At 68.7% G+C, this 22,549-nt stretch carries 21 protein-coding genes and 1 pseudogene; 8 read left to right on the top strand and 14 right to left on the bottom strand.

Annotated features, from left to right (window positions below):
* Positions 1-97 precede the first annotated feature (97 nt).
* Positions 98-391 carry a hypothetical protein gene (locus tag ASC56_RS32880; protein WP_055495239.1) on the bottom strand — a complete coding sequence of 98 codons (294 nt, stop codon included), beginning with the start codon at positions 389-391 and terminating at the stop codon, positions 98-100.
* A 1,042-nt stretch (positions 392-1,433) separates the two neighbouring features.
* Here ASC56_RS32880 and ASC56_RS40845 point away from each other — a divergent pair.
* Positions 1,434-1,835, top strand: coding sequence for a hypothetical protein (locus tag ASC56_RS40845; RefSeq protein WP_159039760.1), 402 nt, complete (start codon positions 1,434-1,436; stop codon positions 1,833-1,835).
* Between the two features lie 357 nt (positions 1,836-2,192).
* Here the strand turns inward: ASC56_RS40845 and ASC56_RS42995 are convergent, their stop codons facing one another.
* Both ASC56_RS42995 and ASC56_RS42990 read right to left on the bottom strand, forming a co-directional pair.
* On the bottom strand, positions 2,193-2,300 hold the full coding sequence (locus tag ASC56_RS42995) for an ATP-binding protein (protein WP_305793673.1): 108 nt from the start codon (positions 2,298-2,300) through the stop codon (positions 2,193-2,195).
* Positions 2,297-2,461: an ATP-binding protein gene (locus ASC56_RS42990; RefSeq protein WP_305793672.1), complete on the bottom strand. Its 165-nt coding sequence runs from the start codon at positions 2,459-2,461 to the stop codon at positions 2,297-2,299. The genes ASC56_RS42995 and ASC56_RS42990 overlap by 4 nt, the downstream gene beginning before the upstream one ends.
* A gap of 637 nt (positions 2,462-3,098) precedes the next feature.
* Here ASC56_RS42990 and ASC56_RS32870 point away from each other — a divergent pair.
* The 4 genes from ASC56_RS32870 to ASC56_RS32855 all read left to right on the top strand — a co-directional run bounded on the left by ASC56_RS32870 (position 3,099) and on the right by ASC56_RS32855 (position 7,985).
* A complete protein-coding gene (locus ASC56_RS32870) occupies positions 3,099-4,916 on the top strand; it encodes a multicopper oxidase family protein (protein WP_199836130.1) in 1,818 nt (605 codons plus the stop codon).
* A gap of 203 nt (positions 4,917-5,119) precedes the next feature.
* Positions 5,120-5,512 carry a hypothetical protein gene (locus ASC56_RS32865; protein WP_055495236.1) on the top strand — a complete coding sequence of 131 codons (393 nt, stop codon included), beginning with the start codon at positions 5,120-5,122 and terminating at the stop codon, positions 5,510-5,512.
* Between the two features lie 72 nt (positions 5,513-5,584).
* Positions 5,585-6,484, top strand: a complete 900-nt coding sequence (locus ASC56_RS32860) for a transposase family protein (RefSeq protein ID WP_055495235.1) — start codon at positions 5,585-5,587, stop codon at positions 6,482-6,484.
* A 328-nt stretch (positions 6,485-6,812) separates the two neighbouring features.
* Positions 6,813-7,985, top strand: coding sequence for a hypothetical protein (locus tag ASC56_RS32855; protein WP_055495234.1), 1,173 nt, complete (start codon positions 6,813-6,815; stop codon positions 7,983-7,985).
* A gap of 558 nt (positions 7,986-8,543) precedes the next feature.
* Here the strand turns inward: ASC56_RS32855 and ASC56_RS42410 are convergent.
* The 11 genes and pseudogenes from ASC56_RS42410 to ASC56_RS32810 all read right to left on the bottom strand — a co-directional run.
* A pseudogene (locus ASC56_RS42410) lies at positions 8,544-8,651 on the bottom strand (histidine phosphatase family protein); the annotation flags it as partial.
* A 137-nt stretch (positions 8,652-8,788) separates the two neighbouring features.
* Positions 8,789-9,481 carry a hypothetical protein gene (locus tag ASC56_RS32850; RefSeq protein WP_055495233.1) on the bottom strand — a complete coding sequence of 231 codons (693 nt, stop codon included), beginning with the start codon at positions 9,479-9,481 and terminating at the stop codon, positions 8,789-8,791.
* 115 nt (positions 9,482-9,596) lie between these two features.
* Complete coding sequence (locus ASC56_RS32845; protein ID WP_055495232.1) at positions 9,597-10,550, bottom strand: sensor histidine kinase; 954 nt, start codon at positions 10,548-10,550, stop codon at positions 9,597-9,599.
* The gene (locus tag ASC56_RS32840; protein ID WP_079102860.1) at positions 10,547-10,891 is read right to left on the bottom strand and encodes an STAS domain-containing protein; all 345 of its coding nucleotides are present in this window, start codon (positions 10,889-10,891) and stop codon (positions 10,547-10,549) included. Before ASC56_RS32840 ends, ASC56_RS32845 begins: the two co-directional genes overlap by 4 nt.
* 144 nt (positions 10,892-11,035) lie before the next feature.
* A complete protein-coding gene (locus ASC56_RS32835; protein WP_055495230.1) occupies positions 11,036-13,816 on the bottom strand; it encodes an AfsR/SARP family transcriptional regulator in 2,781 nt (926 codons plus the stop codon).
* Positions 13,817-14,102: 286 nt separating this feature from the next.
* Positions 14,103-15,446 (bottom strand): NAD(P)/FAD-dependent oxidoreductase, encoded by a 1,344-nt coding sequence (locus ASC56_RS32830; protein ID WP_055495229.1) that lies wholly within the window; start codon positions 15,444-15,446, stop codon positions 14,103-14,105.
* A 245-nt stretch (positions 15,447-15,691) separates the two neighbouring features.
* Positions 15,692-16,111, bottom strand: coding sequence for a DUF397 domain-containing protein (locus ASC56_RS43300; RefSeq protein ID WP_079102859.1), 420 nt, complete (start codon positions 16,109-16,111; stop codon positions 15,692-15,694).
* Positions 16,095-17,273 carry a helix-turn-helix transcriptional regulator gene (locus ASC56_RS32825; protein ID WP_159039759.1) on the bottom strand — a complete coding sequence of 393 codons (1,179 nt, stop codon included), beginning with the start codon at positions 17,271-17,273 and terminating at the stop codon, positions 16,095-16,097. Before ASC56_RS32825 ends, ASC56_RS43300 begins: the two co-directional genes overlap by 17 nt.
* 192 nt (positions 17,274-17,465) lie before the next feature.
* The gene (locus tag ASC56_RS32820; RefSeq protein WP_055495227.1) at positions 17,466-18,011 is read right to left on the bottom strand and encodes an ATP-binding protein; all 546 of its coding nucleotides are present in this window, start codon (positions 18,009-18,011) and stop codon (positions 17,466-17,468) included.
* A gap of 1,258 nt (positions 18,012-19,269) precedes the next feature.
* Positions 19,270-19,887 (bottom strand): hypothetical protein, encoded by a 618-nt coding sequence (locus ASC56_RS32815; protein ID WP_055495226.1) that lies wholly within the window; start codon positions 19,885-19,887, stop codon positions 19,270-19,272.
* 145 nt (positions 19,888-20,032) lie between these two features.
* Complete coding sequence (locus tag ASC56_RS32810; protein ID WP_055495225.1) at positions 20,033-20,800, bottom strand: hypothetical protein; 768 nt, start codon at positions 20,798-20,800, stop codon at positions 20,033-20,035.
* A 126-nt stretch (positions 20,801-20,926) separates the two neighbouring features.
* On the opposite strand from ASC56_RS32810, the gene ASC56_RS32805 reads away from it, so the two are divergent.
* The 3 genes from ASC56_RS32805 (at position 20,927) to ASC56_RS42905 (ending at position 22,249) form a co-directional block, all read left to right on the top strand.
* On the top strand, positions 20,927-21,439 hold the full coding sequence (locus ASC56_RS32805) for a hypothetical protein (RefSeq protein ID WP_159039758.1): 513 nt from the start codon (positions 20,927-20,929) through the stop codon (positions 21,437-21,439).
* Positions 21,440-21,920: 481 nt separating this feature from the next.
* Positions 21,921-22,127 (top strand): hypothetical protein, encoded by a 207-nt coding sequence (locus tag ASC56_RS40840; RefSeq protein ID WP_159039757.1) that lies wholly within the window; start codon positions 21,921-21,923, stop codon positions 22,125-22,127.
* Entirely contained in the window at positions 22,118-22,249 is a 132-nt protein-coding gene (locus ASC56_RS42905) for a hypothetical protein (RefSeq protein WP_267887652.1), read from the top strand. Before ASC56_RS40840 ends, ASC56_RS42905 begins: the two co-directional genes overlap by 10 nt.
* Positions 22,250-22,549: the final 300 nt, after the last annotated feature.

The raw sequence follows: 22,549 nt of genomic DNA, 5'->3' as shown, positions 1-22,549 counted from the left end.
AGCGGATTTGTCACACGAGGAGGGGGGTGGCAGCTGGTGGCTGCCACCCCTATTACGCGGGAACTGGATCCCGCACGCGCCACAGCGGGGTCTTGCGTCAGTTCCAGACCGCCCAGGCCAGCTGCTGCGAGTTCGTCTGGGCCGGGCAGGAAGCCTGACCCTGGTCGAGCTGAGCGGAGAAGACGTTGACGTCCACACCGCAAAACGCCGCGGCAAGCGGCACTGACACGTTCTGCAGCAGCACGATCTGGTTGCCGCTGAGGACGTTGCGGGCGTCGACGTTGACCAGGCTGCCGTGGTCGGGAGCCGCCATCGCCGGAGTCGCAGCCGCGCCGGTGATCGCCGCGCCCGCCAGCACGGCGGCGGTGACGGCCTTCTTCACCTTGAGCATGAGCCTTGCCCTTTCGAGTCGACCGAAACGGGGATCGATCAGGGATGCACGCTGGCCGGCCAGCCGCCAGGAAACCTACCGCTCGTGCAAAGCTGGCCGCCACGGCGCCCGGCCCACCGCGCACCCCTATCCGCCACCACCGTGACCTGCCGCCCTCGAGGCACAGGTCTACACCTACCACTCGGTCGGCCAGCAGACTCCCGGTCCATGCCACCTACATCAAAGCCTCAACCACAGCGGCGACCGCCCAGCGTTGACCGACACCCACCGCCGCGTGACCGGCGCCAGGTGATGGTCGTTAAAAACGGCGTCGCGCCATGAACATCCGCACCCCTCGGACGGATGCGCGACCTGTGAGGGGCCCGGACACACCAGCGCCTGCCCCGGGCCCTCACCCCCGACAACCGCCGGCCACTCTTGAGCGGGAGTTGGCCGCGGCCTGACGGGGCAGCAGGGGCCGAGGGCACACGGGATGGTGCAGGAGGCGATGGGCGACCTGCTTACTCCGAAAGGCAAGCTCGGGGCGTTCCCGTCCAACACCAACCCAGGCGCGTGAAACTCAGAGGCGAACCGCTCAGCCGCCTCCATCAAGGCCCGCCGCTCGTCGGTCAGCAGGGATCAAGAAACGTCAGCCCCTGCCGACGCCACGCTTTGATTGTCAGTGGTGACGAATGTCCCGGCCTGGCCTCCGCACTCGTCCCGCCGTCCAGAGCATTGAAGAAGACCGGATGGGTGAAAAGTTGATCGGTCGTGACACCTGACGGCCCGTCTGCGGAAACTGTTGACCCCCGCAGAAGAAGTGCCTCTCTCGATAGAAGTGCACCGGCACAGTAGTCGCCATAACGACCATGTCGGCGGAGGCGTATATCGACTTCTCCATAGGCCTCATGAAGGGAACGCATGCATGCAATGGGAACCTCGGGAGCCCCGACGTCACGGTGGCCGCTCCAAGAGCACGTGGGCCGTTAGAGGTGTTTCGGTAGCGGCAGGCTCCTTGATGGCCGGAGTTCTCGTCGCCTCATCCGCAGCTGCCCACAGCAGCATGCACACGAAGGCCCTCGACCACTCCAGAAAATGCAGAGGGCAGCTCGACATCGCTGTCACCGTAAGGGACTTCGACGATCAGGTCCAAGGAACCCGCTGGCGCACGGCGACGGATCGCTCGGGCCACGCCTTCCTCAACGACAGCCGTAACCCAGGAGTATGGGTGAACCTCAACGTCCTTCCCGGCGCCCCCCGATGTGTGGTGGACACCGCCGTCGCGAATACGGAGAGCAGCAGGACTCCGGCCTCCGAAAAGCTCTACGTGACCTTGTTGACCGATGACGGAAAGGCCTACGAGGCCGTGTGCTCCACCAGCACAACGCCGTTCGACGCGTCGAACCTGGCGGCGGCCTGTGGGGCGGGTTTCACTCGCATCCCCGGTACCCCGGTGGGCCGCTAGCCTGCGCGTTTCACCTTGCGGCGGTGTCCGCATCACTGTGATGTGCCCTCTCCGTCCCGTGTCAGTAGCAAGCTCCCCAGCCACGGGCTGACGCCCAGCAGGAAGACGGAACACAGTTCTCCCCTCGACCGTGGCTGACACGCTCTGACTGACAGGAAGCCGACGCATCGCATCGCAGCATGAGAAGAACCCCGGGCAGCAGAACACGGCCCGGGGTTCCCGTGCGTGAAGATCAAGGCGCCGTACAGCGCGTCCCCGAGGGCGGGCCCCGATGCCGGGCAGGAACCGGGGTGTCGGCGGTCTCTGAACGTGGACCCCTTTGGGGTCGGTGACTTTTGACCCCGTGTGTGTAGTTGTTCACCCGGTTGCCGCGCCTGGTGTGCGGCCGGTGTCGCGGTCTTGGAGCCGGTAGGAGTCTCTCTTCAAGGAGAGCACATCGGCGTGATGGACGAGACGGTCGATCATCGCGGCAGCGACGGTGTCGTCGCCGGAGACCTCTCCCCAGCGATCTGGGGCTTGTTGCTGGTCACGATCACAGACGCGCGTTCGTAGCGGCCGGAGATCAATTGGAAGAACAGGTTCGCTGCTTCCGGTGCGAACGGGATGTAGCCGACTTCATCGATCACCAAAACCGGGATACGCGCGAGGCGGAGGAGCTCGTCCTGAAGTCTTCCGGCCCTTCCTGAAGCTGCTGGGCAGGTCGTGGACTTCGGTGCCACCCCGGAGGGCCTACAGCGTCCGCTGGGACGTCATCGTCAAGGCCGTGGAGGCTCTCACACCGACGTCGTACGGGGTGACGCGCGGTGGGGTCCCTCGCCGGCAGCCGGGAGGCGACCTCGTGGCGGGCTGCGCTAGGGGGCCCGCCAGGCTGATCCCACCGCCCCCGGCTCCACGTGCGGGCGGAGAGCAGGCGTCCGCCGTCACCCGGATGGAGGCAGCGGCGACGAGAGCCGGAGGAGCAGCGCAACGGCCGACGGGCAGCTTTTCGTGCCGCCGCTCCCGGCGGCGGCCGACAGGCCTGTCCATCGGTGCGGTGGTGCCCGTTATACGCGGATGCAACGATTGCCGAAAGGCCCGCTGCGTAAGCCGTTGATGCCGTGTGATTCGCCCCTGACCCGATTCGAGTTGTGGAGAAGACCCATGATCAATAGGCGGGGTGTTCTTAAGGCCGGCGCAGCAGCGGGCACGTCACTCTTTCTCGTCAGTGGCAAAGCGATGTCGCGGGCTGCACCGGCGGAAGCAGGAGTCCTTGATCCCTCGGGGATGGAGAAGTACGTCACCGAACTCGTGGTACCTCCTGTCATGCCGATGGACAGCCAGGCCGGCCGGGACATCTACACGATCGGCGTCCGGCAGTTCCGGCAGCAGCTGCTTCCGCCCGGCAGGCCGGCCACAACGGTGTGGGGGTACGGTTCGACCAGGCATCCGGACACGTTCCACTACCCCGCCTTCACCGTCGAGGCCCAGTACGGCCGGGCAGTCCAGGTCGGGTGGGTCAACGAGCTGGTTGATGCAGGCGGCAGGTATCTGCCGCATTTGCTTCCGGTGGATCCCACATTGCACTGGGCGAATCCGCTGGGAGGGATCGCACGGCGGGACTCACGCCCCACATTCACCTCGACCCCTGGGCCGTACCGGGGCCCGGTGCCCATCGTGACCCACCTTCATGGAGGGGCGAACGCAGAGGAGAGCGATGGCTACGCCGAAGCCTGGTACCTGCCCGACGCGCGCGGCCTTCCCCGCGGTTGTGCACGATTCGGGTCTTTCTACGAAGAGTTCGCGAAGAAGTCCGAGTCGCGGTTCGGTGTGCCCTGGAGACCGGGAGAGGCCGTCTTCCACTACGCCAACCGCAGCCGGGCCTCCACCCTGTGGTTTCACGACCACGCCCTGGGCATCACCCGGTTGAACGTGTACGCGGGTATGGCGGGCTTCTACCTGCTGCGCGGTGGGCCGTCCGACTTGGAGGAGGGCATCCTGCCCGGGCCTGCACCAAGGCTCGGTGACCCGCCGGGCACGCGCTACCACGAGATCCCGATCGTCATCCAGGACCGCTCGTTTCGCACCGACGGGAGCCTGTTCTATCCACCGAGCCGGGCACTCTTCGACGGGTTCAAGGGACCTTATGTGCCCGGCAGCGACATCGCCCCGATCTGGGCCCCGGAGTACTTCGGCACTGCGATGGTCACGAACGGCAGGACGTGGCCAGTGCTGGCGGTCGAACCGCGCCGCTACCGGTTCCGATTTCTCAACGGGTGCAACGCGCGCTCCTTGATCCTGAAGATCGTCCGGGATCCGCTGGCGCGCAGACCGGCATCGGCAGCGCTTGCGGTGTGGCAACTGGGAAGCGAGGGGGGCTTCCTGCCCGCACCCGTCGAGCGGGAGCAACTGCTGCTCGCTCCGGCCGAACGAGCCGACGTCGTGGTCGACTTCACCTCCGTCCCGGCGGCCACGGAGCTGTATCTGATCAACGAGGGACCGGACGCTCCCTTCGCGGGCGGCACGGTGGGCAGCGACTTCGCCGCAGCGGACCCGAAGACCACCGGGCAGGTCATGAAGTTCGTGGTCGCGCCGCTCGCCGGAGTGGACACGTCCACGCCTCCCTCCCAGCTCACACTGCCGCGGTTCGAGCCTCTTGGCGCGGCCGAGCTCACCCGGAAGGTGTCCCTCAACGAGCTGAACTCCTCCGGCCTGCCGCATGTGGGACCGCGACAGGTGCTCCTTGGCACCTTGGACACGCGCGGCAAGCCGAAACCACTGGGATGGGACGCCCCCATCACGGAGAATCCCGCGCTGGGATCGACGGAGATCTGGGAAATCCACAATCTGACCAAGGATGCCCACCCCATTCACATCCATGAGGTCCAGTTCCAGATCGTCGACCGGCAAACCGTCCCGTCGGGCACCCGCCGCGCCCCGGAAGCATGGGAGAGCGGTTTCAAGGACACGGCGCTGGCGTATCCGGCAGCGATCACCCGCGTCAAGGTGCGCTTCGGGCAGCCCGGCCGGTACATGTGGCACTGTCACATACTGGAACACGAGGACAACGAGATGATGCGGCCTTTCCGGGTCGGCCCGGCCTGACCCCCGTCGGTTCCCAGTCCGGTCCATGTAGGGGCGGCGGAAGACCGGGGTCTGTCAGGGGCCCCACGGGCATACGGCTGCCAGCGCCTGGACGACCGCGGAGTCCAGGGGGAGCACCATCGTCCGTCAGGGGCGTCTTCCGCGGTTCCCGGATACGGGCCTCGGCCTGCCGCGTAGCTTCGGCCGCGGGAGGGATCGTCATCGTGGACGTGCTGACATGGACCATCGAGCGGCGGATGAACCTGGCCGAGCGGGCTGAACTGCTGCGCAAGGAAGTGGCGGAGATCGAGGTGGAGGTGGCCCGGCTGGAGGCTGCCGAGATCGTCTTCGGGCAGTGGGCCGAGGCGACTGACGCCGGGCGACTGCCGTCCGGCATCATCGAGCCGGAGCCGGAGCCGGTGGTGGCTGGTCCGGGTGCGGGTGGGATGCGGCTGGTGCCGGACCGTGTCGAGGGCACGGGGGTGGAGGTCCTCACCCCCGGAGTACCGGCAGACCACCGGCGAAGGTGGAGCCAGCCGGTTCGCGGGCAGCTGCGCAAGCTCGCCGACCGGGGCTGGCTCTCGCGGACCGGCGCGGGACGCTATCTGACGCGCTGACCGGTCAGGGCAGCGGCGGACCGGCCGATTCCGGCCGTAACAAGACGGCCCCCAATGGGAGTTGGTGAATCTGTGACGAAAAACCAGCCCGCCGAAGGCCCTCAGGATGTTGTCTACCAGGTCCGTCTCCCGCTGTCGAAGCGGACCATCGATCTCGTCGCCGGCCTGATACGCCGCCGACGCAACCAGCTGGGTACTCGCTGGCGCAAGCTCGCCCCGGGCGCCCAGGCGGTCATCGTGCTCGCCGTGCTCCGTCACGACCAGCGCCTGGCCGACGGCAACCACGTCTCCGCTGCCACCGTGCGCCGCTGGGTGCTGGAAGTCCTCACCCTGCTGTCCACCCGCGCCCCGCGACTGGACCGGGCGCTGAAGAAGATCGCCCGCCGCGGCGGGGTCGTAGTGCTGCTGGACGGCACCCTCGTGCGCACTCGCCGTCGCACCGGGGCGGACAACCGGAAGAACTTCTCCGGCAAGCACAAAGCCCATGGCCTGCTGTTTCTGGCGCTGACCGACGAGAAGGGCAACCTGATCTGGATCTCCGCGGCCAAGCCCGGCCGGTCCAGCGAGATCACCGCGGCCCGCCACAACAAGATCACCGGCCATCTGCGCGAGGCCGGGCTCGGAGCCCTGGCCGACCTCGGCTTCGTCGGCCTCGACGACGACCCCGACGACCCGGCGATCATCACTGGCCGCAAGGCCACCCGCAACCACCGCCTCACCAACGCGAAGAAGGAAGCGAACCGCCTACTCAATCGCGAACGCGCCGCCGTCGAGCACGGCTTCACCGGCTTCAAGGCCACCCGCGCCCGCAAGCTCACCCCAGGCCAGAAGCAAGCACGCGCCCCCGTCGAACACGGCTTCGCGAACCTGAAGGCCTGGCGCGTCCTCACCAAGCTCCGCACCGGCCCCGGCCGCGCCACCGCGCTCCTGCGCGCCCTGCTCGTCCTGACGAACCTCGAAGCCGGCCGATGACGGACGAGCAAGACCGCAGACTCCCGCCCGCCACCAGCACGAGCACCCCCGGCCGAGCGCCACGCCAAGCCCCTACGTCGATGGCCGGACCGCAAGAGGTGACACCTGACCGCGGGACCCTCGCCATGGGACTCACCCGTCACCGTGGAGTTCAACAGCCTCGAGGGCCGCGAACGGGTGAACCGCTTCCCCGTCCCGCCGTCAACTGTAAGTAATCGGCAAGTCGCTCCTTATGCTCCTCGCGTCGTAGCCATGTAGCCGTCGAGGCCAACAGCACGTATGCGACAGAGGTAGAGAAGATGAGGTACGCGTCACGCGGAGACCAGCCATGGTTGTCGGTCTGGCCGCGAGCCTGGCTGGTTTTCCGTCCATCGCGCACGCCGCCACCTTTCACATCAGCTGCGGCGATACCGGCGGGCTGCGCAATGCCATCACGGCACTCAACAACCCGACCGGCGGCACCATCGAGTTGGAAGAGCGGTGTACGTATACCTTCACCGACTCGGTAGACGGGAATAACGCGCTGCCGCAGGTCACGGGGAAGATCACCATTGTCGGTGACGACACGACCATCGCGCGCGGCAGCAGCGGGGGTAACACGGAGGATCTCTTCCGACTGTTCGAGGTCGATGGAAGCGGCGACCTCACGTTGCGCGGAGTCACAGTCAGCGGCGGTCACGTCAAGGCAGACACCAACACGGGCGACGGCGGCGGCATCAAGACCGAGCGACGGCTGACGCTGGTGAACAGCGCTGTCACCGGCAACACCATCGACGGCGCGACCGACGGCGGTGGCATCCAGATCGAAGGCGGAACGACGACACTCCGCGACAGCACCATCGCCAACAACACCGCCCCCGATGTCGGCGCCGACGGCGGCGGCATCAGCGTGAACTCCAACGGGGCTCTGACCCTGAAACACACAAAGGTCACCGGCAACAGCAGTCGCGAGGACGGCGGCGGTGTCATCAGCCAGGGCACCGTAAAGATCGAGGACGACAGCGTCATCAGCCACAACAGCGCCGGGGATGACGGCGGTGGCATCCAGAACAACAAGGGCACCCTGCGGATCGAGGACAGCGTCCTCAGCGACAACACCGTTGCAAGCGCAATCTGCACGCAACCGCCCTGCGTGGCAGGGGATGGCGGCGCCATCAACAACGGCGAAGGCGGTTCGCTCGACAGCGATCGCACCACTGTCTCGGAGAACGTCGCTGCTCGAAGGGGTGGTGGCATCAACAACGAGGGGCAGGCGAAAGCCAAGAAGACCGAGATCAAGGCGAACTCCGCGGGCGGCGACGGCGGAGGCATCTACAACGAAAACGCTCCGGAGGAGTCGCCCACCACCTTCGAGCTCGACCACAGCACGGTCACACGGAACCGGGCTGCCGGCAACGGCGGCGGCATCTTCAACCAAACAGGCGCCGTCATCAGGCTCAACGAGACCACGGTCAAGAGGAACAAGCCCAACAACTGCTTCCCCTCGGCTTGCGCGGACTGACTGAGCAAAGGCGTTTCCTGCCGAACGAGCAGAGCCCCTGGTACATGTGGGGTCGTAGCGCCGTCGACCTGCAGGGTGGACTTGGCGCGCGCAGGGCCATGGCCGTGCCGCTGCCCGGTGGCGTTCGCCGGCGCACTGGGTGCGGGACCAACAGCATCGAAGGGCCTGCGACCTGCGCCGCCACCGGCTCGGCCGCCGTTCGGACCTGCCCCGCCCCGTCAGATGATCAAGGCCCTAGACTCCCGCCCACGACCAGCACGAGCACGTTCAACTACCGTCACGCCAGCCCCGCTGACCTGCGCGTTCGAAGATGGCGAAGGCTCACTGCACGCGGTCCCCGAACCAATCACCGATCCCGGCCGCATCTCCCGTCTGGACATACGCCGCCGGAACCGGCTCGCCGGAGTGATCCACGAGTACCGGCACGCCGCCTGACCCGGGCGGATGGGATATTCGGCAGGCGCAGAGTTCGAACGGATCATCCAGGAAGCGTGAGCGCGGACCGATCAGGAAGGCCGGGCTGCATACCCAACGTCTCTACGCAACCAGGGGATTGACAAGGCCCTTGCCAAGCAGCTCTGCCTGCCGTCGGCCAGCCTCTGTGAGCTCGCCCTCGGCAGGCGTGGCTTCACCGTGACAAGCGAGATATAGGTATCGATCTTGCATGCCGAGGTGGACGCCTACCCACAAGCCCACGGTTCCTGTCCTTCCTCACTCTCCCTTCAGAGGAACCGCACCCATCGAAGAAGGCCCCCAGCGAGCAGGAACCGGCGAGCCGATCTGCACGCTCGGCGGGCAGCGTGCTACGCCCAATGAGTGAGGTCGTAGACGGCGTCACAGTTGGGGTCCTCTGCGTCCGGCACCAAGTGCGCAGCGAGAGCCGTCGGCTCGTCAGGGGTGAGAATGGCGTTGAGCTTGGTCGAGGCCCACCAGCCCGTCGAACGGGGCATGCCCGTTTCCTCATCGACAACAGCCAGATCGATGCCGATCGTACGCGGGGAGTACGGAAGTTCCAGGTATGCGCGGACGCGTTCTTCCGTCATAAGGTCGAACCCGATGAGCTGGTACAGCTCGGGGGCGGGACTGTGCCGATTGGGCCAGGCGGGGTCAGCGAGGAGATCGCCGATCACGTAGTCCAGGCTGTCGTCCGTGGTCGTTTCGGATGCAGCCGGAATCACGCCGTCGGCGATCAGAGTTTCGCCGTCGAGCACCTTCGCCTCATGCCCTTCGGAGGAGAGTCGGCCGTTGGTCTCGGCCCACTGAGCGGCATGACGGAGGGTGCCCACGTACCACCAGGTGGCGATCGGGACTGCCTCGTTGGGGCGACGCGTGGGAAGGGTGAGCATCACGTGGCGGCGTTCTGGGTCTTCCAGACGCAATCGCAGCCCTTCGCCTTCCCCGACGAATCCGCGCATCCGCAGACGCGTGTGCGGGATGGGGACGCCAATAAAGCGCCGCAGCGCCAGCAGAACGTCGTTGATGCGGGCGTTCTTCACAGCAACTCCTACCCTCGGTTGTTGGCGCTGCGGGCTGGGATCAGAGGCCGCCTGGAGCAGATCGGGCGCCGATGAGTGGGAGTGCTTTGCCCGCACAGAGCCACCGAAGGCGCCTCTACTTCCTGCAGATCCGCAGGCGTACGGCGGTGCCCTTGGGCCCGGTCCGCACCTGAACGGTGTCGCAGAGCATGCCGACCCCCCAGATGCCGAACCCCGACTTCAGGGCGGACTCCGGTGGCACCCAGCTGAAGAACTCCTCGGGCTGCCAGTGGCCGGAGTCGGTGATCTCGCATACGAGGCCGTTGTCGGGCCATACGCGCAGGGACACCGGCGCCCGGCCGTGACGGAGGGCGTTGGTCGCCACCTCGGTGACGGCGACGAGGACGTTGTACAGCCCGTCTCCCGCCACTCCGCAGTTCTTCGCCTGTTCAGCGACGAAGGCCCGTACCGCGTGCAGGTCGTCCGGACGGACCTCCATCGAGGCGGCGGAGTGCGGGGAGGGCGGCAGCGGCCGGTTGTCGACGTCGGCGACGAAGTCCCGGGGGTCCCGGTAGTCCGGGTTCTGCCGCAGCCGGGCGCCCTCGTGGATGTTGGGATGGGTCTGGCGCACCAGGGAAATGACCTCGGGGGCCAGAACCGAGGTGTTGTAGCAGCAATAGCCCCGGAAATCCGCGTCGGCGAAGCCCATGTTGAAGATCGAGTCGTACCGGACCCACTCCATCACGTCCGGGTACTGCGACCAGTCGGCCGACGCGACGACCCACGCCGGGCGCGAGCCGAGCGTCCTGGCGACGGCCATCATGCCGGCCATGGCCCGCACGGGAGTGCTGTAGAAGTCCGACGGATCGATGAACTGCACCGCCACGGCGTCCCGGCCGAGCGAGTCGCGCAGCACCTCGGCCTCCTGCCGGGGGGTGACCGCGAACGTCGGGTCGCCGGCCTCGATGCCCTCGCGCAGGTGGGGGATGGCGCCCGCGAGGAACTCCTCCTCGTTGCCGTACAGAAGAGCGTAGTGCTGGACTCCCTGACCGGCCTCCACAGGCTGATCCGCGGGTGCCTCGGCGGTCATGACATCTCCTTCCGACCCTGGACGAGTCCGGGCAGACGCTCCCAACTGACTGTCTGGATCAGGTTTTCCATCTGTGGCGACAGGTTGTCCAGGACGAGCCGGACCCCGTTCCCGCAGCGCTCCACCAGGCACGTCAGCAGCCGCAGGGCGCCGAGGTCGATGAAGCGCAGCCCGCCGAGGTCGAGCCGTACATCGCCGCCTTCGGCCGCCAGCGGGGACAGCGCCTCGATGACCTCCCGGTGCCGCGTCGCGTCGAGCTCCCCCTCCAGGCGCAGGCCGGGAGGATCGGCGGTCGGCGTGATCCGGAGCATTCGCTCGTCGGGGTGGGCAATGACTTCCATGAGGCCTACCAGGTTCTGGGTGGGTGAACTCTTGGAGTGGATCGAGGGCCCGACCGTAGAGGAAGCGGAGGCTTCCCGGAAGACCCCGGACCAAGGTACCGGGCGGGGTATTCCGCCGAGCCTAATAAACCAATTGATGCACCGTCACCTCGTGCTTCCCTCAGCGGCTTGTGGCCCGACCCGCAGTGTCAGGCAGGCAGGGAAGAACGCGCTCCAGGTGTATCCGCGCCAGCGCACGTACGCGTCGACGTTTCCGTCCGCGAGGATGGTGGCGCGTCTCATGTGCTCCTGCGCCTCCTGGACCCTGCCTTCGTCGAAGAGGATGAAGCTGATCTCGTTGAGGGCGAGGCTCTCCAGGGCCCGCTCGCCGGTCTCTCGCGCGTGCCGCAGGCTCTCCCGCAGGCAGGACAGGGCGTCCTCGGTCCGGCCCAGCCCAAGGTACGCCCGCCCGAGATTGCCCAGGCCGCTCATCTGGGCCATGAGGTCGCCGGCTTCCCGTGCCAGGGCGAGGTGCCGGTGCTGCACGCCGACGGCCTCCTCGTAGAGCTCGCGTTCGGCCAGCGCGTCCGCGAGGTTGCCCAGGACCCGCAGCTCACCGTTCCGGTCGCCGATCTCGCGCCAGAGTGTGAGCGCCGACTCCAGGCACTGCCGCATATCGTCGTACTGCCGGTGCAGCCAGTACACCGCGGACAGGTGGTCCAGCCCCCACGCCTCGCTCTCCCGGTCGCCGAGGCGGCGGGCGGTGGACACGACGACTTCGGCCAGGGTGTGCAGCTCCCGGGCGCGGGCGTGCGGGTAGAGGTACCAGTGCAGCGGCCGCGCCAGCCGCATCGCGAGCCGGGCCGTGGGGTCGGTCTGGCCGGCGGCGTGCGTGACGGCGGCCATCAGGTTCGCGCGCTCGACGTCCAGCCACGCCTCGGCCTCGCGGCGGTTCCTGATCGGCGTCGTCGGCAGCGCGCCGTGGGCGGACGGGTCCTTGGCGGGGCGGTGCGGAGGCTGCGGCGGCACGTCGAGGAAGGCCACCGCCCGCTCGGCCGTGGCGAGGTAGAAGCGCAGCACGCGTTCGAGGGCCCGTTCGCGCTCGGAGGCCGACTCCTCCGCGTACACCTGTTCACGTGCGAAGAGGCGGATCAGGTCGTGCATCTGGTAGCGGCCCGGGGCGAGGCTGTGCAGCAGATGTGCGTCGACCAGCCGCTCCAGCGCGTCCTCGGCCCCCCAGCTGTCGAGGCCGAGCAGCGCGGCCGCAGCCTGCAGGCCCATGTTCGAACCGGGCAGCACCCCGAAGAAGCGGAAGGCGCGTGCAGCGGCCCGGTCCGTGGGGTTCTCGCTGTGGCAGATGCCGTCGTAACTGGCGTGGAAGCTGGCGCGCACCGACAGATCGCCCACCCGGATCTCGTCGAGGCGGTTCTGAGCGTCCGTCAGCCGTTCGACGAAGGCGCTCAGGGGCCAGCTGGGGCGGGCTGCCATGCGGGCGCCGACGATGCGCAGGGCGAGCGGGAGACGGCCGCACATCTGCACGATCGCGTCGGTCGCCTCGGGTTCCGCGGCCACCCGCTCCTTGCCGACGAGCCGCTCCAGCAGAGCGGTCGCCTGGTCGTGGAACATGACGCCGAGATGGAGATGGGTGGCGCCTTCCAGGGAGGTCAGGATCTCGCGGCTGGTGATCAGCACCGCGCAGCCGGGACCGGCGGGAAGCAGCGGCCGGACCTGCTCGACGCCGGCCGCGTTGTCGAGCACCACCAGCAGCCGCCGGTCGGCCACCAGCGAGCGGAACGTGGCAGCGGCCTCCTCCGTGTTGGAGGGAATGGCCACCTCCGGAACGCCGAGCGTCGCGAGGAACCGGCCGAGCACCTCACCGGGTTCGAGAGGCGTCAGCCCGGCGGTGGCCCCGTGCAGGTCGACGTAGAACTGGCCGTCCGGGAAGCGTTCGGCGAGCTGGTGGGCGGTGTGGATGGCCAGAGCCGACTTGCCCACCCCGCCGGCACCGTCGATCACGGCCATCGCCACCCGGCCCTCGTCGCCGTCCTGCAGCAGCTGGTGCAGCACCGAGCTCTCGCCCGCGCGGCCGACGAAGGTGGTGCTGAGGTGGGGAAGCTCCCTGGGCACCACAACGGGCCTGCGCTCGGCGGCCCTCGCGGGTTCGGCGGGCGGTCGGGCCTCGAGCAGCAACGACGCGTCGGCCCGCAGGATCTGCTGGTGCAGCTGTTGCAGGGGCGGGCCCGGCTCGATTCCCAGTTCCTCGGCCAGCTGATGCCGCAGGTCCTGGTAGGCGGCCAGCGCGTCGGCCTGCCGGCCCGCCCGGTACAGGGCCAACATGAGCTGGCCCCGCAGCCCCTCGCGCAGCGGGTGCTCGGCCACCAGTGCGTCGAGTTCGTCGAGGACGGCCTCGTGGCGGCCCAGCCTCAGCCGGGCCTCGATGCGCGACTCCCGCGCCTGCGTGCGGTACCCCGCAAGGCGCATCGCCTCGGCCTCCAGGGCGGCCGTCGGCGGTACGTCGGCGAAGGGGGCGTCGCGCCACAGTCCCAGGGCCTCTTCGAGCCGCTCCGCGGCGGTCTCGGGCGCACCGCCGTCGAGCTGCCGCCCGCCCTGCTCGATCAGCTCCACGAACCGGTGGGCGTCGACCTCGCCCGGTGCCACGACGAGCCGGTAGCCGTGGGCCCGGTACCCCTGCGCGTGGGTCACCAGCAGTCGGCCCGACTCATCCCCCAGCGCCCGCCGCACCCGCGACACATAGCCCTGCAGGAGCTTGCCCACGCTCTGCGGAGGGTCGGCGCCCCAGAGTTCCGCGACCAACCGGTCGGTGGAGACCACCTGGTTGGCGTCACACAGCAGCACCGCCAGCAGCATCCGCCACTTCGCCGGGGCGAGGGGGATCTCGTCGCTGCCGCGCCACAGCCCGAGAGGACCGAGGACCTGATACCGCATGCCACGCTCCGTCAGTCGTCACCCATGCAAGGCAGGCCTGACGCAGGCCGGTTCCGGAGCCGGACACGTGCGGAAGCCGGGGAACCGGCCACGGACAGCCGCCATATGACCTCCAGCGGTACCTCGAAAGCGCCGAGCGCGGGGTTCGAACATCCTGGGCGCAATCTCCGCGGGCGGCAAGGAACTTGTCGACTCGCGTGCGACCGGTGGGATCCATTCCCTTTTGTTCCCTCCGTGCTCCGAGCGCGGCGCCGGTGCGCCGCGCTTCAGGCCCGGGAAGCGTACGTCACCCGCGGGCCGGCGACCGGCGGGCGGCCAGCAGGCTGCGGACGACCGTGGCGGGTCGCAGGGCCGCGCTCGGCGGAGCCAGCAGGTGCTGCATGTCGAGGACGACGCGGTGCGCGTCCACCGAGACGTGGCTGGCCAGCAGCACCTGGCGGACATAGCGGTTCACCAGGTCGGTGCCCGGCGGCCGGCGGCCCACCGTCTCCGGGTACATGAAATCGCCGCCCGTCGCCACCTGCCACGGGCCGGCGATCACCTTGGCCGCCGCACGGTAGTAGGCGCGGGCCATCCTTGAGGACGTGGTGCCGAACTGGTCCAGGCAGCGGCCGAGTTCCACCGCTTCCAGGGCGGCGACGCTCATGCCCTGCCCGTACACCGGATTGAAACTGCACAGGGCGTCACCGATCGCCACATAGCCCGAGGGAGGTTGCCGCAGCCGCTCGAAGAGACGCCGCCGGGCCTGCGGATAGGCGAACCGTCGCGCGTCCTCCTCACCCACCGGCTCGGCGCGGGCGACCAGTTCTCCGACATGGGGGGTCGGCAGCTCGGCGGCGAACTTCGCGAACCCCTGCGGATCGACGGGCGCGTGGGTCCCGTGCCAGCCGGCCAGGGTGACCATCCACCGGTCGCCCTCGACGGGGAAGACGGCGGCCGCCCGCTTGTCGTGCGGGGGAACGCCGGCTATCAGGTAGAGCAGTACGTCGTCGAGCAACCGGTCGTCGGCACCGCGCCGGAGCAGGCGGGTGGCGTATCCGACGTCCACCTTGACGGTGGCCACCTCGGGGGTCGAACAGCCCAGGGCGTGCAGCCACCGGTCGGTCCGCGTAGCGCTCTGTCCCGTCGCGTCCACCACCAGATCCGCGGCGAGGACCTCGCCCCCGTCCAGTTCGACCCCGGTCACCCTGCCGGCGGACCCGGTCAGCCCGCACACCGCGAGGAGGTCGCGGACCTCCACGGTGGGCAACGCGGCCACGCGGGCCCGTACCGCGTGCTCCAGGAAGGCGCGGCTGAGGCTGATCCCCTGCAGTCCGGTGGCACAGCGGATCCGATGGCCCCCCATCTGGTGGAAGAGCAGGTCCGACCCGGGATCGAAGGGCACCGCCCCGCCCGCGACGAGCTCGTCGGTGAGACCGGGAAACAGCTCTTCGAGCGTGCTCTGCCCGCTGACCAGCAACGCGTGGGCATGGCCACTCTGCGGCACGCCTCGCCGGTCTCGCGCGTCCCCGGGCAGAGCGTCCCGGTCCACGACGGTCACCCGGGTGAACCGGTCGGCCAGCGCACGCGCCGCGACAAGTCCTGCCATCGACCCGCCGATGACCACCGCCTGTGCACCGACCGAACCCATGGTCGGACCTCCCTTCGAGGGAACCACCGGCCTCAGCCAGCGGGAGAATCGAATCCTTGGCGTGCCCGGCGCCGCGACGAAGACGCACCGGGCCGCGGCGCGGAGGGCGGCCGGGTGCCGCGCCGGGATCCGGCGTCGGCGGCTCGAGGGCGCGCCGTACATCCACGTGCGTGCGTGGGTCGCCTCACGGAGCCTCCACAACCCCGTGAAAGTGGTGCCGCGACAGTTCACGGCACCGGGGCAGTCTAGAAGTGCGGTGTGGCATGCGCCACTTCACGGACGCCGACCTGTGCCGCCAGCCAGTACGAGCGGCCCAGGGGAACGACTTCCCAGTGCCCGTCAGGCGCATGGCGGGGGCACGGACGTGGGGTGGCGGCCCCTGACGAAACGTCCTGCCGCTTCAGGAGGAGCCGCGGCGCGGCCGTTCGGGTGCGTCCGGTGGTGGACGGTGCCACCGGGCGGGTAAGTGCCCAACCCCCGCCGTCTCCCAGGGCCGTAAGAAATGCCTGCCACTGTTCCCGACCGAACCCGAACGCCGGGCCATCGGGGTCCTTGCTGTCCCGGACGTAGACGGCGTGTCCGGCATCGGCGACCTCCACACAGTTCCCTCCGTTTCCCATGCTGTAGCTGCTCTTGCGCCAGTGCAGTTCAGTCGGGTCCACCATCGATTTCCTTTCGCAGCCGACTTATGAGGGTGCGCGAGTCCTGGGGGGACAGCGCGTTGGCCTGGATGAAGTTGAAGGCGAGCTGATGCTGGCGGAGTTGATGGGCGTCGTTGGTCACCTGGCCGCCGATGAACGACTCCCCGTAGAGGACGTCCGGGCCCTCCCGGAAGCCCATGATGCGGAACGGGGTCATGCCCCCGGGGTGCTCGCGCACGCTGAACGGGATGACCTGAAGGTGCACCTTGGGCAGCTCGGCCAGGGTCACCAGGTGTCCGAGCTGCTCGCTCATGGTCCGGCTCCCGCCGACGCGCCGACGGAGCACCGCCTCGTCGAGGGTGATCACGATCTGCGGTGGGTCGCGTCTCTCCAGAATGCGCTGCCGGTCCAAGCGGGCGGTCACGTACTGCTCGATCTGCAGCGCCGTGGCCACCGGATGGGCGGTGGTGAAGACGGCCCGGGCGTAGGCCTCGGTCTGCAGCAGACCAGGAATGGCGACAGTCTCGAATTCCTGGACGAAACTCGCCTGCTGCTCCAACTCGATGACCTGCCAGAACCAGTCCGGGTAGGCGGACTTGACGAGGGAGGGCCACAGAGCTGCCAAGGCGCCGTCCGCGCCGAGCAGCCGGTCGGCCTCGACGGCGAAGCCGCGGGAGGGCATCCCCTCGGCGTTCTCCACCCGCTCGACCTCAGCCTCGGCGCACCGCAACCGCTCGGCGACCTCCCGGCGGGCGAGTCCGGCCGCCAACCGACACCGCTGCACCATGCCCCCGAAGCGGGCCAGTGCGGAGGGCAGGCTCTCACCGCGAGACTGCGTCGGGCCGGCCTCAGGCGCCCTCACCGGTACCAGTCCCCGGCCGGCCGGCGGTTGCCAGGTCACCGTCCCGTCCGGCCCGAGCGCGGCCCGAGCGATCGGCGTAGGCAGCCAGGACGACTTCGGCTGCCGCGGCGCCGCCGGAACGCGGCTGAGCAGCCCCCAGGAATGCACGCCCGGGCGGGCCGTGGCGGACAGGGCCGCCTCGATACAGGCCCGTGCGCTCTGCTCCGTCGCACACGTACCGCACGGACCCTGCTGGTGTCTGCTGTCGCAGACCTGGTGCACCTCCCACGCGTACAGGTGGCTGTGATCCAGCGCGGATGAACTCCGGCCCAGGCTTCCGGTCACGCCGTTCACTGGTCCTCCCTCAGGAACTGCGGCCTACCCGACCGCCGGTGCCGGCTCAGGCCGATGCCGGGTGGTCGGAGGTGTATTCGTCTTCTGCTGTTCGCGTCTTCCGCCGTGTGCGTCGCAGGTCGCCGCCCGGGGCACGGCGATCGGTACGGAGCCGCGACGCGGCCCCCGGCCAGCCCATGCAGGTCATCGAGGCGGCGTCCCGCCACTCCCGTCGATGGCGACGGTGCACCAGGTGGTCTTACGGCCACGGCGGTCCCGGCGCGCACCCCAGGCGGACGCGATCGCCTGAACGAGGAACATCCCTCGGCCCTGCTCATGCTGGGGACCCGCCTGGTGGACGACGGGCTGTGCCGCGGACCCGTCGGTGACCTCCACCAACAGGCGGTCACCGATCTGCATCAGGTCCAGGGTGATCCAAGTGTCGGGTGCGTACTTGATCGCGTTCGCGAGCAACTCACTGACGAGTAACCGGCTGTCGTCGACGACTCCGGACGGGCACCCCCAAGAGAGGAGGGCCTCGCCCACCGCCGCGCGCGCCTTGCCGACCTCGGACGCCGCCGACCGGAGGTGGAGGTGCACATGCCGGCCGAAGCCGAGGTTGCAGTCGGAGCACACGAAGCTGTGGAAGCCGGTCGTCCCTGCCTCGGCGCCGGTGTCGATCGGCATCCGGATGTCCGCCGCCTCGCGGTCGTCACGGGGGTACGGCGTGGCCGACCGCTGCCGAGGCACCTGCCCACCGTGCGACTGTTCATGAGGTACCGCACGGTGATGCGGATCATGAAGATAGGTCATGACACGCCCCTCTGCCGCAGTGGGCGGGCGTGGGGGCCGCTGCCGCTCGGGATCTGCGGGCAATGGTGCGATCGGCGCTTCGGTGCCCTGGCACGGCGTCGACGCGGAGCGCGCTGACCGGGGGCCCGCCGTCGTCGACACCTGGTATCCCGGGCGAGGGACGTTCGCTCCCTGCGTTTCCAGACATCGATGCCCTCCCGACAGCCGTTCACCGAGGCAGCGGCTCCACCGCGGCTTGTCCGAGCTTCACCCTGCACGACCGGGGGAGAGCGGCGGTATATCGGCGGTATCCGTCCGGTCGCGGGCAGCGCGTCCGTCGTCCGAACCGAGTGGCGCGCCGTCAATCGCGGCGGCCCGAGGAGACGAGCTCCAGGACGATAAATGCACCGCGCACGAAGATCTATCGGCATGAAGGGAGGCGCAGACCGGTTCCTCCGGTCCGCGAGCACGAAAAGACGAAACCGACACGGAATCGGAGACGGATTCCTCTATTCCTGGTTGCCCCACACCGATCCGCGGTTCGCCGCTGCCGTCGATACGCGCCGACTCCCTCGGTAAAGGCCCTCGGTCAACTCGTCGCAAACGGTGGGGAGATCACCGTATCTCCGAGATCGCTCGCGAGCCCGAAGCCACCACAGGCTGACGCCGCCACGGTGTCGCTCACGCAGCACTTGTTGGATGCGCCACACCGACCAGTGGCGATCAAGTCAAACTCGCCGTCGGCGTCCTGAATCCCCTCCGGGCGGCGACTCCAACCCCGCTGGTAGCAGTCGCGTTACGGCAGCAGAGCTTAACCGGCCGACACCGATCGAATCACGCCACCGCATGGGATGACGACCGTAATTCCAGGCTTGCGACCCACCGTCAACTTACGGCAGGTCCTGGGGTTTGCTGCACGATCGGGCAGGTCAACCCTCACCCAAACCTGCATCAGACCCGCTCGATGACGGGTGCGACTGGGCGGACGACGCGGGCTTGCAAACCGCCAAGCACGCGAGGGCGACCAGTACGGACAGCGCGGCTCTCGACATGGAGCGCATAACGTCCCCTCACGAACACAGGCAATGGCTGAGCAGATGTTGCCCTACCAAGCCGTCGCCACGCCGTGCGGGGCGCGCGCAAGGAAGCACTGGAGGCGCCAGAAGTGTTCTCCTCGGCGAGCATCGAGGATGAAGAGCCTGGAGGCCCGTTGTTCCTACTCGCTCAATCCCACCACGCCCCAGCCTCGCCGAGTGGCTTCGGTGAGGACGCGGCCCCAGTCCTCCAACAGGTCGGTGAAGGCGTCGAAGGTGCTGACCCATCCCTGGCAGCTGGCAGCATGTTCGGCAAAGGGCCCGCGCATCTCGTCCAGACGCGGCCGTATGCGACCCCAGCCGGCGGCCAGTTGACGCACGCTATCCGGTGACCGTGCGAGCAGCACGCCGTAGACGATGCCGGGGTCGTCGCTGAAGAAGCCCGGATCCGTGTGCTCCGCCTCACCGTCCGGTCCGTTCCAGATCAGCCCCATGAGCAAGGTGTCCAACTCGGCCCGCAACAGCGGGTCGACATGGTCGCGGAAGGCTTCCCACCGCTCCCCGGCCCAGAAGTGTGCCTTGAAGGAACCGCAGGTGCGCCGGAATTCGTACACGCCGAAGTAGGCGCCGTTCGGTCCCCGCGGCCATACCCAGTCGCCCGCCACCATTGGAGCGTCGCCGTCCCACAGCCCCGTCTCGTCGTCGTACCAGGCATCCCGCAGCTGCTCAAGCCGCTCTCGGGAGGGCGCCTTTTCGAGCCATGACCAGTCCGCGATCAGCACCGTGATGTCCAGCCCCACGAAGGTCAGTGTACTGATCGCGTCTCTCTTCGAGCTGCTGAATATGGACGGCAGGCGGCGGTGCTGGCCAGCGGTCGCTCGCGGCGCAGGCCAGGGAGAGAACCGGCCGACGCCGGATCCCAGTCAGGGGATCGGCAGGTGGCGGCTACTTCTGCGGGTGGGAGCCTCCTTGGCGGCCGGGCAGTCGTGGAAGCGGTCGGCGTTGCCGGGGTGGGGCGGCCGTCATGGCGCTTGCGGCGGTGGTGGCGGCCAGTAAGATGCTGATGTGTTCGGCGAAGTCCGGTCTGGGCAACGGCATCTCGAACTCGGGGTTGTCGAGGTAGCCGATGGCGACCGCGCTGGGGACGTAGTGCATGACGGCGTCGACGACTTCGGTGCGCGGCGGGGTGTCCCCCTCGTCGAGCCGGGCAAGGACCCGCAGGACGGTGGGGACGCTGGCGTCGAAGTCCGACACTCCTGGCAGCGGGGTTTGGTCCTGGGGGGAGGGGCGGGTGTCGATGCAGGTCTGTTTGCCCCACCAGGCGGCCGTTTTGCGGTCGCCGAGCTTGAGGTGGTGGAGGTAGAGGCAGTAGGAGGCGAGGTCGTCCCCGGCTCCGGCCGCGTACTGCCACCAGGTGCGGGCACTGTCGTCGGCGTCGGCCAGCTGGAGGATGCAGCCCAGGATCCGGGCGCCGGGAGGCTCCGGCAGGTGCTCGGTGACGAAGCCTCCCAGCGACGTTGCGGTCGTGTGGGCCAGCAGCGCTTCGCACAGCGCCTGGAGGTCGTTGGCCGCCATCGCCTGGTCGCGCTCCTGCTCGCTCACCGCGCCCAGGCCGCGCTCGATGCCGGCATCGTCGCGGGGAACGAGGTCGCGAGGTACGGCCGGTTCGTCGAGGAGTAGGGCTCGGGCGAGGAGTTCTTCGATGGCGGTCATGTGCGGCTTCCTCCCAGGTTCTTCTGGGGACGTAGGGCGGCTGTCAAGGCTCTTTGGGCGTACCGGTCGGCGGCTGTCACAGACGCGAGGGGGACGCCCAGGACATCCGCGACGGCGGCGGCGTCCATGCCGCGTAGGTATCTGGAAACCGTCGACATGCTGACCGCGGACCACCACGCCGATCTGGGCGAAATGACGGCCCTTCGGGACCGCGCGTTCCAGAACCTACGGGCCGTGCGCGTTGACAAGCACAAGGTGGTCAGGGACAAGGACAGCTCCCACTTCGACGTGCTGATGGGCGGCTCGTACTTCATCGCGAGCCTCGCCCTGGTCCTCGACGAGGTCGTACGCCGCTACACCAAGGACGCACCGGCGCAGGACGGCATCCTGGTCGCGCTGCCGCACCGCCACCAACTCGCCTTCCACGTCATCCGCGACAGGAGCGTGGTGCCCTCGCTGCGCACCATGGCCCGGTCCGCCGCCGTGGGCTTCGAGCAGTCACCGGGCGCGCTGAGCCCCTCGGTGTTCTGGTGGCACGAAGGCAGCTTCACCCAGCTCGCCACGCAGGACAACACCGGCCTGCACATCAAACTCACCCAGGAGGCCATGGACCTGGCGGCACGTTTCGCAGGCGGATAGCCAGGCCTGGCTCAACATGCCGCCGTGCAGTCACTTCGAAACGCCACCGGCGGATGAGACGACGGACACCATCCGCCGGTGACGGACCAGATCACATGAGATTCGTGGAAGCTCACCCTCTCAAGCGATCTGATCCTCGCAGGCCCGGCCCTGACTACGAATCAGATCAATCGAGACGGGACAGCCCCGTTGGATACGGGCGGCCGGGCGCGCCACTGCCGACATGGATCCAGTTCAGCCCGTTGTCGACGAGCACACTCAACACGCGGATGCAGGGCCTGCGCAGCTGTCTCGGCAGCGACTCGGCCGGCAACCCCTACGTGCCGCGCCGCGAGTCGGGCGGGAACCCTACCGGCTCGCCCCGGCATGCGCTGCAACTGGAACCGATTCCTTCAACTCGCCGCGCATCTACCGCCGCTCGGGCCGACGGGCCCGACGGGCCCGCCGGACCTGGACCCGTGGACAGGACTTCGACCGGGACGTGCTCCAGGCCGAGGCGGCCGTCGACGGCTGGTACACGCTGCTGACCACCCTCACCCCCAAGCAGGCCGACGCCGCCGAGGTGCTGCGGCGCCACAAGGGCCAGCAGGGGCGGTCGAGCGCCGCTACGGCGACGCCAAGGGCCCCTGGCCGTCACCCCCGTCTTCGTGCAGGACCAACAAGACAGTCGCCGCACTGGTGGCGGTGATCTGCCTGGCCCTGCTCGTCTTCTGTCTGATCGAGCGCCAGGTCCGCCGGGCCCTCAGGGGCGACCAGAAGATGCGCGGGCTGTATCCCGGCACCCAGATGTCCGCCCCACCGGCCGGATGATCCTCTACCACCTCTGCGGCCTTCGACTTCGAGTCGGTCATGCCACCGACCCGCCCACCATCGTCATCAGCCGCGGCGTCCAGCTCCATCTCCTCGACCTCCTCGGCCTGGAACCAACACACCCCCGCTGGCCGCAGACCTGAACGAGCTACCCGCGAAGAACGGAACTAGCTGTCGCCACCATCAGAGGCGTTGATCCCTCACGCGGGGCCGCGCCTTCGCCCTCGGTCAGATGAGCGAGTTGTAGATGTTCCAGCCGTACCCGATCGAGGCCCGGGCCAGGAAGGGCGCCGAGGCGTT

The organism is Streptomyces sp. TP-A0356 (genome assembly GCF_001417775.1).
Taxonomy (GTDB): Bacteria; Actinomycetota; Actinomycetes; order Streptomycetales; family Streptomycetaceae; genus Streptomyces.
This window is presented reverse-complemented; position numbering and strand designations above follow the sequence as displayed.

Excerpts from the sequence above, each read along its gene's own strand:
- ASC56_RS42995 (WP_305793673.1), bottom strand. The coding sequence starts at position 2,300 with ATGATCGACCGTCTCGTCCATCACGCCGATGTGCTCTCCTTGAAGAGA.
- ASC56_RS43300 (WP_079102859.1), bottom strand. The coding sequence starts at position 16,111 with ATGGTGGACCCGACTGAACTGCACTGGCGCAAGAGCAGCTACAGCATG.
- ASC56_RS40845 (WP_159039760.1), top strand. The coding sequence starts at position 1,434 with ATGCACACGAAGGCCCTCGACCACTCCAGAAAATGCAGAGGGCAGCTC.
- ASC56_RS32855 (WP_055495234.1), top strand. The coding sequence starts at position 6,813 with ATGGTTGTCGGTCTGGCCGCGAGCCTGGCTGGTTTTCCGTCCATCGCG.
- ASC56_RS32870 (WP_199836130.1), top strand. The coding sequence starts at position 3,099 with ATGGAGAAGTACGTCACCGAACTCGTGGTACCTCCTGTCATGCCGATG.
- ASC56_RS32845 (WP_055495232.1), bottom strand. The coding sequence starts at position 10,550 with ATGACCGCCGAGGCACCCGCGGATCAGCCTGTGGAGGCCGGTCAGGGA.
- ASC56_RS32810 (WP_055495225.1), bottom strand. The coding sequence starts at position 20,800 with ATGACCGCCATCGAAGAACTCCTCGCCCGAGCCCTACTCCTCGACGAA.
- ASC56_RS32805 (WP_159039758.1), top strand. The coding sequence starts at position 20,927 with ATGCCGCGTAGGTATCTGGAAACCGTCGACATGCTGACCGCGGACCAC.
- ASC56_RS32835 (WP_055495230.1), bottom strand. The coding sequence starts at position 13,816 with ATGCGGTATCAGGTCCTCGGTCCTCTCGGGCTGTGGCGCGGCAGCGAC.
- ASC56_RS32840 (WP_079102860.1), bottom strand. The coding sequence starts at position 10,891 with ATGGAAGTCATTGCCCACCCCGACGAGCGAATGCTCCGGATCACGCCG.
- ASC56_RS32830 (WP_055495229.1), bottom strand. The coding sequence starts at position 15,446 with ATGGGTTCGGTCGGTGCACAGGCGGTGGTCATCGGCGGGTCGATGGCA.
- ASC56_RS32880 (WP_055495239.1), bottom strand. The coding sequence starts at position 391 with ATGCTCAAGGTGAAGAAGGCCGTCACCGCCGCCGTGCTGGCGGGCGCG.